Genomic DNA, 12894 nt, shown 5'->3' on the forward strand with positions numbered 1-12894 from the left:
ATTTGAATCCACCCTAAATTGATTTCAAAAAAAAGACCTGATGGACACTTTAATATCCGTCAGGTCTTTTTACTATATTTTAATAGCTATTATTTTGAAGTGGCATTTTTTGGGATCCTTCTTAAAAGAAAAATAGCTGTTACGAAGAATAATCCCAATATCACGATAGCCGCACGCGGACTGCCGGTAATCTGATCGATAATTCCATAAACACACATTCCGATTACAATTCCGATTTTTTCCGCCACATCATAGAAACTAAAAAACGAAGCGGTGTCTTCTGTTTCGGGCAGTAATTTAGAATAAGTAGAACGTGACAACGCCTGGATTCCTCCCATTACCAGTCCGGCCATAGTTGCCATGGCATAAAAATGCATCGGTAAAGTAATAAAATAAGCAAGGGCACAAAATACAGCCCAAATGATATTGATTACGATTAGGGTTGGAATATTACCCCATTTATCCGAAGCTCTTGACGTTAAAATTGCTCCTAAAACAGCAACCAGCTGTATTAATAGAATACAAATGATCAGACCGATCGTACTTTCTTCTTTTGAAGCCCACTGAATTTCCTGTGCGCCAAAGTAAGTTGCCACCAACATCACGGTCTGTACGGCCATACTTGAAACAAAGAAACTTCCTAAATAACGCTTTAAAGGAATATTTACCTTTAACAAAGCCCAAACTTTTTTTAACTCTTTGAAACCGTTAAACAGTACGTTTTTAGTTAATTTCTGCCCTGTTTCCTTACTTCCTTTTGGTAAAAAATAGTACGTATACTGACTAAAAAGAATCCACCACACGCCAACCATTATAAAAGAATATCGCATGGCTTTCATGGCTGCTTCACCATCAGTTCCGCTAATTCCAAAAAGTTTTGGTTTCATAATCATCGCCAGATTGACGATTAAAAGAATAACACTTCCGATATATCCCAACGAATATCCTTTAGCGCTAATTTTATCCTGCTGCTCCGGAAAAGCAATATCAGGCAGATATGAATTATAGAATACCAGACTGCCCCAATATCCTATCAATCCCAGGAAGTAAAATAGCAGTCCAATATATATGTCGGTCAAATCAAACCAGTAAAGCCCCATACAGGATAAAGCGCCCAGATAGCAAAAGAACTTCATAAATGATTTCTTGTTCCCTACATAATCAGCAATTCCTGATAATAAAGGGGAAATGAACGAAACAACTAAAAATGCCGCTGCCGTTGTAAAACTAATCAAAGCAGAATTTTTTAAATGCATTCCGAAAACATCAATATAATGATCGCGTTCAGAAAATAGAGCTTCATAAAAAATTGGAAATACTGCTGATGCAATCGTTAAAGTATAAACAGAATTGGCCCAATCATAAAATGCCCAGGCATTTAGTAATTTTTTATCTCCCTTTTGTAAATTTTTCATAGAAATGGTTCGGTTAATTAAGCTACGAATTTATCTAATTTTTATTAAGAATTCATTATTACAGTATTAAGAACTTTATTTTTTTTTATGTCTGTAGTCGCAGTTGCAGTTTTCAGTTTCAAGTTTCAAGTTTAAAGTTTCAAGTTTCAAGTTTCAAACCGAGACCGAGACCGAGACTGAGACCGAGACTGAGACCGAGACTGAGACCGAGACTGAGACCGAGACTGAGACTGAAAACTAAAAAAGAGGTTATCTACTTAGTAAATAACCTCTTTTTGGGATACGTAAAAAATACGTCTATTTTATAACTCCAACTTTAAGCGCAGTGGCTTTTGCTTCCGGAATTAATGATTTTATGTTGGCAATCCTTGTCGCATCTGACGGGTGTGTACTCATAAACTCCGGTGTTGATGCTCCTCCGGATTTAGCAGACATTCTGCTCCAGAACGAAACAGCATCGTCAGGATTATAACCTGCAATGGCCATTAATGTCAATCCTATTTTATCAGCCTCCGTCTCGTTTCCTCTGCTAAAGGGAAGCATCACTCCCACTTCAGTACCAATACCGTACGCTTGCGAAAATATTTGCTGCGTTTGCTCTGTCTTACCGCTTGTAGCAGCTCCTAAAGCCACACCTCCTATTTGCTGCAATTGTGCTGCACTCATTCTTTGTGCACCGTGATTCGCTAAAGCATGTGAAACTTCATGTCCCATAACAGTTGCTAAACCGGCATCATTCTGGGTTACCGGCAAGATTCCCGAATAAACCACAATCTTACCTCCCGGCAGACACCAGGCGTTAACTTCTTTATTATCTACTAGTTTATACTCCCAACGATAGTCATTTAAATACTGACCCTGTCCTAAAAATTTCAGGTATTTCTCTGCGGCAGCTTTAATTCTGGATCCCACAACATCTACTCTTTTAGCATCGGCTGTACCCGTAATAACTTTATTTTCAGTTAAAAACTGATTGTATTGCTGAAAAGAAGACGGAAATAATTCGCTGTTTGAAACAAAGTTCAAATTTTGTTTTCCTGTAATTGGATTTGTTGCACATGCAACCAAAAGAATAGTAAATATTCCTCCTATAAAGTATTTTTTCATAATTTTTCGTATTAGCAAAACAAAAATACGATTATTATAAAATCTTCCTTTACATAATTTAACATAAATATATCAAAAATTCGACTACTCCCCAATGATATGAAGTTCACTAAATTCCTTATTTACAATCAAAAAATGGCTTTCGGAAAAACTTACTTCGTCAAAAGCGACTCTTTCGTTATCAATTTCTATTTCGGTAACTTTAAACGGCAGTCCAATTAAATTGATTTTATAGGTACTGTAATTCGTTTCAAATTTTCCTTCTTTATGCAGCTGAACGATTAATTCTTTTTCTTTGCCAATTGCAGTTAAGGAAAGAAAACTGTAGCGTCCTTTTTTATAATCATATCCATCCTGTGAATCTTCGTAAACAAATGATTTCTCTTTTCCGTTTTTAAAGTATAAATCCAGTGTCAGTTCATCAAATTCAAGCTCTCCCACATATTGCTGAACAGGATATTTTGGAATAATGGCTCCCGCTTTTACAAAAATCGGAATTTCGTCAAATTTAGTATCCACCCAGACTTCCCTGCCCCCGTTTGAAAATTCATTCGTCCAGTAGTTATACCACTCCCCTCTTGGAATATACATACGTCTGCCAACAGCGTTAGGTTCAAGTATAGGACAAACCAATATTTGATTTCCGAAGATAAATTCATCATTTCGATAATGCGTTTGTGTATCTTCCTGATCGTAGTATACCAAAGGTTTTAACATCGGAATGCCTTCTTCAATGTACTGCCAGAACATGGTATACAAATAAGGCAATAACTGATATCTAAGGCTAACGAATTTTCGGGTAATATTAATGACTTCTTCGTCGAACGCCCAGGGCTCCTGATTACCATGATCTCCTGAAGAATGCGTTCTGCAAAACGGATGAAATACCCCTAACTGAATCCAACGGGCGTACAATTCTCCGGTGGGCTGCTCGGCGAAACCTCCAATATCAGATCCTGTAAAGCCCATTCCTGAAATAGACATTCTTTGTACCTGTATGTTGGCAATCCATAAATGTTCCCACGTCGCTACATTATCTCCCGTCCACGATGATGTATAACGCTGTGCTCCAGAATAAGCAGATCTTGTAATCACAAAAGGTCTTTTCGGATACGCAAATCGTTTTACCCCATGATAAGTCGCTCTGGCCATTTGCGTACCATAGATATTATGGGCTTTCCTGTGGCTGCAGGGATTTCCGTCATACACATGGCGAACATCCATGGGGAAAGTCTTATTCGGAACCTCCATAACGGCTGGTTCATTCATATCGTTCCAAACTCCTTTTACCCCAAAGTCTGAAATTAATTCTTTAAATAATCCTGCCCACCATTCTCTGACTGCGGGATTTGTATAATCCGGAAAATTACATTCACCGGGCCATACTTTTCCTTTCATATAAGGACCATCGGCTCTTTTACAGAAATAATCTTTCTCTAATGCTTCCTGGTAAACGGAGTATTCTTTGTCGATTTTTATTCCCGGATCAATAATTACAACCGTCTTAAAACCATCTTCGGCCAATTCGGCAATCATTCTTTTCGGGTCCGGAAAATATTCCTTGCTCCAGGTAAAACATCGAAAGCCTTCCATATAATCGATATCCAGATAAATGGCATCGCACGGAATTTTGAGTTCCCTGAATTTTGAAGTGATTTCTTTTACTTTACTTTCCGGATAGTAACTCCATTTGCATTGGTGATACCCTAAAACCCAAAGTGGGGGTAATTCCGGTTTGCCTGTCAAATCAGTGTAGGTCGTGACAACATCCTGCATTTGTGGCCCGTAAATGAAATAATAATTCATTTCACCACCTTCCGCCCAAAAACTCGAAACATTTCTTCTTTCCTGACAGAAATCAAAAAATGTCCTAAACGTATTGTCAAAGAAAATACCGTAAGATTGTTTGTTATTTAATCCGATATAAAACGGAACTACCTTATATAGAGGGTCCTGTTCTTTTTGAAAAGCGTATTGATCGGTAGCAAAATTTTCCAGCCTTTTGCCTTTTAAATTCATTTGGGTGGCCTTATCTCCCAGTCCGTAAAAACATTCCCCGTCTTTGGAGGATTTACTCATTTTTACGATATTTCCGCCATATTCGTAGCTTTCTTCCCAATGAAAACCAAGCTCGTCTTCCAGAATAAGAAAATCATTTAAATCATAGATAGACAAACGAAGATCTGCCTTCTGAATTTTACATTTGACTTTGCTGGTTCTGATCTGAAAATAAGTTTCTTCCTCTGTAAGCTCAAGAAAGTTATAACCGTGCAATTGTGTTTTATCAATTGCATACGAAAAATCATTACTAAAATAGCCTTTTGTCGTAAAACGAAACCGAATTAAACTGTCTCTGAGAATGGTAACTTTTAGGATTACTTTATTATCAGTATGAAAAAAAATGGAGTCCCCTTCATGTTCATAGGAAACGATTTTTGATGGATATAAATCGCCTTTGTATTCTAATGATGTGTTTGTAATCATATCGATAATGAATTAGTTATAACAACGCTACCTCTTCCAAACATACAAAAAAACTATATAAGCCGCTATGAATATGAAGATTATTCACGAAAACGTTTTTTCTGTATGAGTGATAAATTCGGCAGTAAAAAACCAGAAAATCGATAATTTATCAGCTCAAAATTAACAAAAACTCATCTCGAAAAAACAGGCTGAATTTTATTCAAAAGAATATACGGTTACACTTAAAGGAGGCAAAATTAATTCGACAGAATAATCCCTGCCATCATAAGGTGACGCTTCAATTTTCAGTGGACCTGAACTACCAGTTCCGCTTCCGCCATAAAGCTTGTCATCACTATTAAATACGGGAACTAATTTTCCTTGCTGAGGAATTCCGATTCTGTAATTTTCGCGGATCACGGGAGTAAAATTACAAACTACTACTAAATTTTCTTTCGGATTGTTTCCTTTTCGAATGTAAGAAAGAATGGCATTTTGATGATCGGAATAATTGATCCATTCGAAGCCTTCACCGCTAAATTGTTTTTCATACAAGGCCGGTTGCGTTCTATACAACTGATTCAGATCTGTGATTACTTTTTTAATTCCGGAGTGGTAATCGTATTGCAGTAAATGCCAGTCGAGGCTGTTTTCAAAATTCCATTCATCGCTTTGTCCAAACTCAGAGCCCATAAACAATAATTTTGTTCCGGGATGCGTAAACATATACCCGTACAACAAGCGTAAATTGGCAAACTTCTGCCATTCATCGCCGGGCATTTTATTTGCAATAGATTTCTTTCCGTAAACCACTTCATCATGCGAAAACGGGAGCATGAAATTTTCGGTAAAAGCGTATGTCATCGAAAAAGTCAATTCATTTTGATGGTATTTTCTATAAACCGTTTCTTTTTGGAAATATTTCAACGTATCATGCATCCAGCCCATCATCCACTTCATTCCAAAACCTAAACCACCCGTAAAAGTTGGTCTTGAAACCATAGGAAAGGAAGTGCTTTCTTCGGCAATAGTCTGAACTCCATCGAAATTAGCGTAAATGACTTCATTGAATTCTTTAAGAAAACTGATGGTATCAAGATTTTCTCTTCCACCATAAATATTAGGTTCCCACTCTCCTTCTTTTCGGGAATAATCAAGGTACAGCATCGAAGCCACAGCATCGACCCGTAAACCGTCTGCATGATAATGATGTAGCCAGAAAACGGCATTACTAATCAAAAAAGCACGCACTTCATTGCGGCCATAATTGAAAACAAGGCTTTTCCAATCGGGATGATAGCCTTTTCTGCGATCCGGATGTTCATATAAGTTTGAACCGTCAAAAAATCCTAAACCGTGCGCGTCATCAGGAAAATGAGACGGAACCCAATCCAGAATAACTCCAATTCCTGCCTGGTGCAATTTATCGACCAGCACCATAAAATCCTGCGGTTTTCCAAATCGGGAAGTCGGTGCAAAATATCCGGTGAGCTGATATCCCCAGGACGGATCGTACGGATATTCCATTATAGGCATGAATTCGACGTGCGTAAAACCTGTTTCCTTTACATAGGCTACCAAATCTTCAGCCAGTTCCAAATACGTTAAAAAACGATTGTTTTCGCCGCGTTTCCAGGAACCTAAATGCACTTCGTAAACCGAATAAGGTTTGTCCAGGCCATTCTTTTCCTGACGCGATTGCATCCAGTTTTCATCCTTCCAGTTATACTCCAGATCCCAGACCACGGAAGCCGTATGGGGTGGTTTTTCACAATATAAAGAGAATGGGTCTGCCTTTTCGGTGACCACGCCATCTCTATTCGATTCAATTTTATATTTATAAAGGGCACCTTTTTCAATTTGAGGAATAAACCCTTCCCAAATGCCCGAAGAATCCCAGCGTACCTGCAATTGATGTTCTCGTCCTGTCCAGTAATTAAAATCACCTACAACAGAAACAGATTGTGCCGTTGGAGCCCAAACCGCAAAATAAACGCCTTTTACTCCATCAACTTCTATTAAATGCGCACCAAGTTTTTCATATAATCTGAAGTGTTTCCCCGCTTTGAATAAATCAATATCAAAATCAGTAAAAAGGGAGTGTGTGAGGACTTTATTCATATTTGGTTTTTAAGGCAATACATTAATTTTAAAGCTTTATTCAATTCTAAAGTTATCTGAAAGGACCACACCTTTTTTAATAACCACAATACCATCTTTAATACTGTATAATTCGTTGGTAAAATTGTCTAAATGTTTGCCGCCATTAATGTGAACATTGTTGCCAATACGCACATTTTTATCTACAAGAACATTTTTTATAAAACAATTTTCTCCTATTCCAATATGAATTTTATTGTTCTCAGCATCTTCATGCAGTTCATCAAGGTCCTGGTAAAAATCATTCCCCATTACATAACAGCTCTCCAGCACTGTTCCTTCACCAATTCTGGAACGAATACCGATTACCGAACTCTTAATTTCTTTCGCATTAATAATACAACCCTCAGAAATCAGGGACTGATTGATAACGGAATTTCTAAACTTTGACGGAGGCAGTAATCTTGGGCGCGTGAAAATTTTATTGTCATTGTCAAACAAATTAAATTCCGGAATATCTGCCGTAAGACCGATATTTGCTTCAAAAAAAGATTCAATATTCCCAATATCTGTCCAATAGCCTTCGTACTGATAGCTTAGAATTTTATGTTTACCAACAGCTTGCGGAATAATTTCCTTTCCAAAATCTTTGGTATCGGGATCAGACATCAAGTCTTCCAGCAATTTTTTATTAAAAATATAAATCCCCATTGAGGCTAAATACTTTTTGCCTTTGGCCTGCATATGTTCACTTACTTCTGATTCCCATTGCGGTAAAAGTGAAGCATCGGGTTTTTCAATAAAAGCTTCTACACAATTCTCATGATCTGTTTTCAGAATTCCGAATTCCGGAGCATCTTTTGCATTTACAGGCAATGTCGCAATAGAAATTTCTGCATTACTGGCAATGTGAGCCTCCAGCATTTCATTGAAATCCATCTGATACAACTGATCACCGGATAAAATCAGGGCATGTTCGAAATCATGCTTTTGAAAATGTGACATACACTGACGAACTGCATCCGCCGTACCCTGAAACCAGGTCGGATTATCGGGAGTTTGTTCAGCTGCTAAAATATCAACAAAAGACTGGCTGAAAATACTGAAATTGAAGGTGTTTTTGATATGTGCATTCAGAGATGCAGAATTAAATTGTGTCAGTACAAATATTTTAAAAATATCAGAATTAATACAATTTGAAATTGGAATATCAACCAGTCTGTATTTTCCCCCAATCGGAACAGCCGGTTTTGATCTTGTTTCTGTTAAAGGGAATAAACGAGATCCCTGTCCTCCTCCTAAAATAATGGCAACTACATTTTTCTTTTTAAACTTCATTTTGCTGAATTATTAAGTTGTATATTTTTATATATTCCTCACATACTCTTTCCCAGGAATGGTCTGTAGTCATTCCTCTTTCAATTATTTTATTGAAATTTATTTTATCGTCATACAATTTTACGGCACGATTAATCGAATAACAAATGTCTCCGACAGAAGCCTGATCATGACAAATTCCGTTTCCATCATCCCCAAAATCAATTACGGTATCACGCAATCCACCCGTTCTTCTGACAATAGGCACCGTTCCGTAACGAAGTGCGTACATCTGATTTAAACCACAAGGTTCCACACGCGAAGGCATTAAGATAAAATCAGAACCCGCATAAATCAAATGGGCCAATTCTTCATTATATCCTATAAAAACATTGTAATTTCCGTTATAATCATTTCTAAGCTGCGTCAATTGCGACTCAATCTCCGCATTCCCCGATCCGAGAATCAGGATATTTATATTTTCAAAATTCTCCGATAAAGCTAAAGCGGAAGCCTGAGGCAGTAAATCCCCGCCCTTTTCTTCAAACAATCGGCCAATAAAGCTAAACAGTGGTTTTGCAGGATCTAAATCAAATTGCTCACAGAGTTTCTCCTTATTTTTTTGTTTGCCCGGACTAAACGTTCCGGTTGTATAATTCTCATAAAGCATTTTATCTGTAGACGGACCCCAGATTTCAATATCAATTCCGTTTAAAATACCTTGTGATTTGCTTCGGACGGTCTTGAATAATTCTTCCAGCCCATTAGCAGAATAATTGATTTCATTCAGATAACTTGGTGAAACCGTTGTAACGGCATGGGCACATTTAATTCCAACCGCCAGAGAATTTATAGCATTATTCCATTCTAAAAAGCCCACATGAATTAAATCGAATTCCGGCAAATAATGCAGTTTATCAAAACCAAACCAGCCTTGATACAATCCGTTATGGATGGTAATAACTGTTTTTACATTTTTTATTCTTTCATACTTGTAAGCATATTTTATCAAAAATGGGATAACACCCGTATGATGATCATGACAATTAATAATATCCGGAACCGTTTCCCGGCCGGCAATCCAGTCTAATGCCGCTATCTGAAATGATAAAAAGCGTTCAATATCATCTTCATATCCGTATACATTGGGCCTGTCAAATAATTCCTTAATTTCGATCAGATATAATTCGTATCCTAACTTGTCTGTTTTCTCTTTTAAAACGCTGAATGGAAAATCAAAACTTCCTAATTTGATTTCTCCCCAGTGCACACATTCAAATTCATTTTCTTTTTTGAATTTCGTATCATAACACGGTACAACAACACGAACCTGATGACCTGCCTTATTCTGATATTTTGGCAATGCCCCTACAACATCGGCCAATCCGCCCACTTTTGCCATAGGATAACATTCAGCACTGATATGAAATATTTCCATTTTAGAAATTTATAAATCTTTTAAATTATTAATCAAAAGCAAAATTCTTTTTTAAGCAACCATTTATTAATTATGTTACTTTTATGTTCTTTAAATTTAGGAAAAAATATACAAAGTAAAGACTCGAAAAAAAAATTATCGATATGGCAAAAAAGACTTCTAATCCTACTCAATCCTTAAAAATTCCGCAGTTTATAATCATATCCAGTAAAATATGCGCTTTTATTTCTACTAAATTGGCTACAAAATACGCAGCAAGGCTTTTTACATCCCCAATAAAACATAAGGTTCCTAAAAGAGAACAGGAAATGGATCATAAAAGCATTCAAAAAACAATCTATGTTCCCGCTATTAATAAAAGTATTGTTACCTATGAATATGGAAAAAGCCAAAAAAAAATATTGCTGGTTCATGGCTGGTCCGGACGCGGAACCCAATTATTTAAAATAGCCGATGAACTTTTAAAAAATGGTTATGCAACCATAAGTTTTGATGCTCCGGCTCATGGAAAATCAGAAGGAAAAACAACAATTATGTCTGATTTTATAGAATCTGCTTTAGAAATTGAAAAGTATTACGGTCCTTTTGAATTTGCAATAGGTCATTCTCTGGGAGGAATGTCGGTTCTTAACGCAATTAAAGACGGATTAAAGGTCAAAAAAGCAATTATAATCGGAAGTGGAGATATTGTACAGGATATTTTAGATGATTTTATCTCAAAATTAGGATTGAAACCGCAAATGAGTACACTCCTATGTAATTATTTTGAAAATAAATATCAAACCAAAATGGATAATTATTCTGCTTACAGGGCAGCTTCTAAGGTAAAAATTCCTGTTTTAGTAATTCATGACAATCATGACCCCGAAGTTGCAGTAAAAGCAGGAATCCATATTCACGAACATTTAGAAAACGGAACCTTAATGTTAACGGATAATTTAGGGCATAGGAAAATCTTAGGAAATCAAAATGTCATTAAAAAAATAATAGATTTTATCAAAAGCACTTAATTTTGTATTTTACAGTTCACTCTTAAAGAAGCTAAAATGGATTTATTTGAAGAAACATCGGATTGGGGCACAAAGCTAAAACCTCTGTTAAAAAAGTACAAGGGTAAAAAACATCCCCTTGAGTATCACAGTACCTATCAACTACTTGTAATGGTAGTTTTGTCTGCACAGGATTCTGACGCCAATATAAATTCCATTGCTCCTGCTTTGTTTGATAAATTTCCAACTTTAAGCAGCTTATCAAAAGCAAATACAGAAACTTTTTTGCCCTATATAAGTAAAGTCAGAAATTATCCGACTAAAGCCAAATGGTTATTGGAGATCGCAGAAACACTTCAAAAAGACGAAAATATCCCGTTAAACATGAAAGAATTAACGGATTTAAAAGGTATTGGAAGAAAATCTGCAAATGTAATATTAAGAGAAACCCATCAGCCGGCTGAAGGCATCATCGCCGATTTACATGTGATTCGGGTTGCCCCAAGAATCGGAATAATCAAAGAAGCCAAAGATGGCAACAAAGTAGAAAAAGAGCTCATGCAGGTACTTCCGAAATCCATCTGGTCTGAAATTGGAATGGTAATTTCGTTTTTAGGACGTGAAATCTGCAGGCCCAAACCTAAATGTGAGGAATGTTTAATGAAAGATTCTTGTCAATACTATGCAACACATTTAATTCCATAATTATTTTCTTCTTGTGTCAATCAGATAAATAATTTACCAATTATCTTTCTCTTTAAACAAAGTAAAAGTATTTACACCGGAATGACTTAATTTGTCATTGAAATAAAATTCATAAGGCGTCCAAACATGGGCCATACTTCCATCAATTTGAATAACAGAACTTAATATCTTTTCTTTAAATGTAACATTCGAAGGAATTGCAGCAATAGATTTATAGAACTCTTTAACGCTTTCGTCTGATAACTTGTTTCCCTTTATTGTACTTTCTGAAATAGATTGCAAAATAAGTTTATCCGAACAAACCAATTTCAGTTTGATTGTATCTTTTTGATGAAAAGCAACAAAAAAATTATCAATCACTTCCTGGACTTCTTTTTTTTGAGCATTACAAATACCCCCGAAAAGCAATAAAATAAAAACAATAACCTTTTTCATAGAAATAAATTTAAGTTTTAGATTAAAAGTATAAAATTTAATTCATTAATGAATACTGGTATTCAACTTATACCTATCTCATTTTGCGCTGTAGCCATTTTATAAATTATTTCAGCCGTTTAATGGAATCTCATGTCATCAGGTATTCTGTTCGGGCGTTTCCCTTTGGGCCGGGCTCTTCGCTAAATCTTTTGCGGGATTGCTTCACATGGCAATTTACAGACCTGACATTCCCCGCAAAAGGATATCGCTGCGATCCCTAACGCACTGAGGTATAAATACAAAATTCCAATTCCGACAGCCATCGGGACAAGCCCCAAATTCCAATACTTGCCGCACAGCTTTGCGTCCTTTGCGATTTTGATAGGATGTAGTAAACCCTTTTGCGTGCTTTGCGGTTAAAATCCATCAAGAAAATCACTCCGTAATATCATCAGCTATTTCGTCCGGGCGTTTCCCTCCGGGCCGGGCTCTTCGCTAAATCTTTTGCGGGGTTAATTTAGTGCGGCTTCGCCACAGGTTTGGGATTCCCGCAAAAGGATATCGCTGCGATCCCTAACGCACTGAGGTATAAATACAAAATTCCAATTCCGATAGCCATGGGACAAGCACCAAATTCCAATACTTGCCGCATAGCTTTGCGCCCTTTGCGATTTTGATAGGATTTAGTAAACCCTTTTGCGTGCTTTGCGGTTAAAAATCCACCCAACAAATCACTTCTAAATATCATCAGCTATTTCATCCGGGCGTTTCCCTACGGGCCCGGGCTCTTCGCTAAATCTTTTGCGGGATTGCTTGAGTTTCTAACTCACAGGTTTGGGATTCCGCAAAAGGATATCGCTGCGATCCCTAACGCACTGAGGTATAAATACAAAATTCCAATTCCGACAGCCATCGGACAGGCCCCAAATTCCAATACTTT

The 12894-nt window shown here is 36.9% G+C and carries 9 protein-coding genes; 2 read left to right on the forward strand and 7 right to left on the reverse strand.

Features of this window, described 5'->3' with window-relative positions:
* Positions 1 to 89: 89 nt before the first annotated feature.
* The 6 genes from LPB89_RS08775 to LPB89_RS08800 all read right to left on the reverse strand — a co-directional run bounded on the left by LPB89_RS08775 (position 90) and on the right by LPB89_RS08800 (position 9843).
* Positions 90 to 1415, reverse strand: coding sequence for an MFS transporter (locus tag LPB89_RS08775; protein WP_230701376.1), 1326 nt, complete (start codon positions 1413 to 1415; stop codon positions 90 to 92).
* A gap of 297 nt (positions 1416 to 1712) precedes the next feature.
* The gene (locus LPB89_RS08780) at positions 1713 to 2522 is read right to left on the reverse strand and encodes a M48 family metallopeptidase (protein WP_230701377.1); all 810 of its coding nucleotides are present in this window, start codon (positions 2520 to 2522) and stop codon (positions 1713 to 1715) included.
* A gap of 84 nt (positions 2523 to 2606) precedes the next feature.
* Positions 2607 to 5006 carry a glycoside hydrolase family 31 protein gene (locus tag LPB89_RS08785; protein ID WP_230701378.1) on the reverse strand — a complete coding sequence of 800 codons (2400 nt, stop codon included), beginning with the start codon at positions 5004 to 5006 and terminating at the stop codon, positions 2607 to 2609.
* A 198-nt stretch (positions 5007 to 5204) separates the two neighbouring features.
* Positions 5205 to 7109 carry a 1,4-alpha-glucan branching protein GlgB gene (glgB, locus tag LPB89_RS08790; protein WP_230701379.1) on the reverse strand — a complete coding sequence of 635 codons (1905 nt, stop codon included), beginning with the start codon at positions 7107 to 7109 and terminating at the stop codon, positions 5205 to 5207.
* Between the two features lie 36 nt (positions 7110 to 7145).
* Positions 7146 to 8426 carry a glucose-1-phosphate adenylyltransferase gene (locus LPB89_RS08795; protein WP_230701380.1) on the reverse strand — a complete coding sequence of 427 codons (1281 nt, stop codon included), beginning with the start codon at positions 8424 to 8426 and terminating at the stop codon, positions 7146 to 7148.
* Positions 8416 to 9843: a glycogen synthase gene (locus LPB89_RS08800; protein WP_230701381.1), complete on the reverse strand. Its 1428-nt coding sequence runs from the start codon at positions 9841 to 9843 to the stop codon at positions 8416 to 8418. Before LPB89_RS08800 ends, LPB89_RS08795 begins: the two co-directional genes overlap by 11 nt.
* Positions 9844 to 9986: 143 nt before the next feature.
* Here LPB89_RS08800 and LPB89_RS08805 point away from each other — a divergent pair, with 143 nt between their 5' ends.
* Positions 9987 to 10853 (forward strand): alpha/beta hydrolase, encoded by an 867-nt coding sequence (locus tag LPB89_RS08805; protein WP_230701382.1) that lies wholly within the window; start codon positions 9987 to 9989, stop codon positions 10851 to 10853.
* Between the two features lie 36 nt (positions 10854 to 10889).
* Entirely contained in the window at positions 10890 to 11537 is a 648-nt protein-coding gene (gene nth / locus LPB89_RS08810; protein WP_230701383.1) for an endonuclease III, read from the forward strand.
* A 33-nt stretch (positions 11538 to 11570) separates the two neighbouring features.
* Here nth and LPB89_RS08815 read toward each other — a convergent pair whose 3' ends face one another.
* On the reverse strand, positions 11571 to 11972 hold the full coding sequence (locus LPB89_RS08815; protein WP_230701384.1) for a nuclear transport factor 2 family protein: 402 nt from the start codon (positions 11970 to 11972) through the stop codon (positions 11571 to 11573).
* Positions 11973 to 12894: the final 922 nt, after the last annotated feature.

The sequence above is a fragment of the Flavobacterium sp. ENC genome, assembly GCF_020991415.1.
GTDB lineage: Bacteria > Bacteroidota > Bacteroidia > Flavobacteriales > Flavobacteriaceae > Flavobacterium.

Bases quoted from the DNA above. Each gene is read 5' to 3' on its own strand.
- LPB89_RS08815 (WP_230701384.1), bottom strand. From the start codon at position 11,972: ATGAAAAAGGTTATTGTTTTTATTTTATTGCTTTTCGGGGGTATTTGT.
- LPB89_RS08795 (WP_230701380.1), bottom strand. From the start codon at position 8,426: ATGAAGTTTAAAAAGAAAAATGTAGTTGCCATTATTTTAGGAGGAGGA.
- LPB89_RS08780 (WP_230701377.1), bottom strand. From the start codon at position 2,522: ATGAAAAAATACTTTATAGGAGGAATATTTACTATTCTTTTGGTTGCA.
- LPB89_RS08800 (WP_230701381.1), bottom strand. From the start codon at position 9,843: ATGGAAATATTTCATATCAGTGCTGAATGTTATCCTATGGCAAAAGTG.
- nth (WP_230701383.1), top strand. From the start codon at position 10,890: ATGGATTTATTTGAAGAAACATCGGATTGGGGCACAAAGCTAAAACCT.
- LPB89_RS08775 (WP_230701376.1), bottom strand. From the start codon at position 1,415: ATGAAAAATTTACAAAAGGGAGATAAAAAATTACTAAATGCCTGGGCA.
- LPB89_RS08785 (WP_230701378.1), bottom strand. From the start codon at position 5,006: ATGATTACAAACACATCATTAGAATACAAAGGCGATTTATATCCATCA.
- glgB (WP_230701379.1), bottom strand. From the start codon at position 7,109: ATGAATAAAGTCCTCACACACTCCCTTTTTACTGATTTTGATATTGAT.
- LPB89_RS08805 (WP_230701382.1), top strand. From the start codon at position 9,987: ATGGCAAAAAAGACTTCTAATCCTACTCAATCCTTAAAAATTCCGCAG.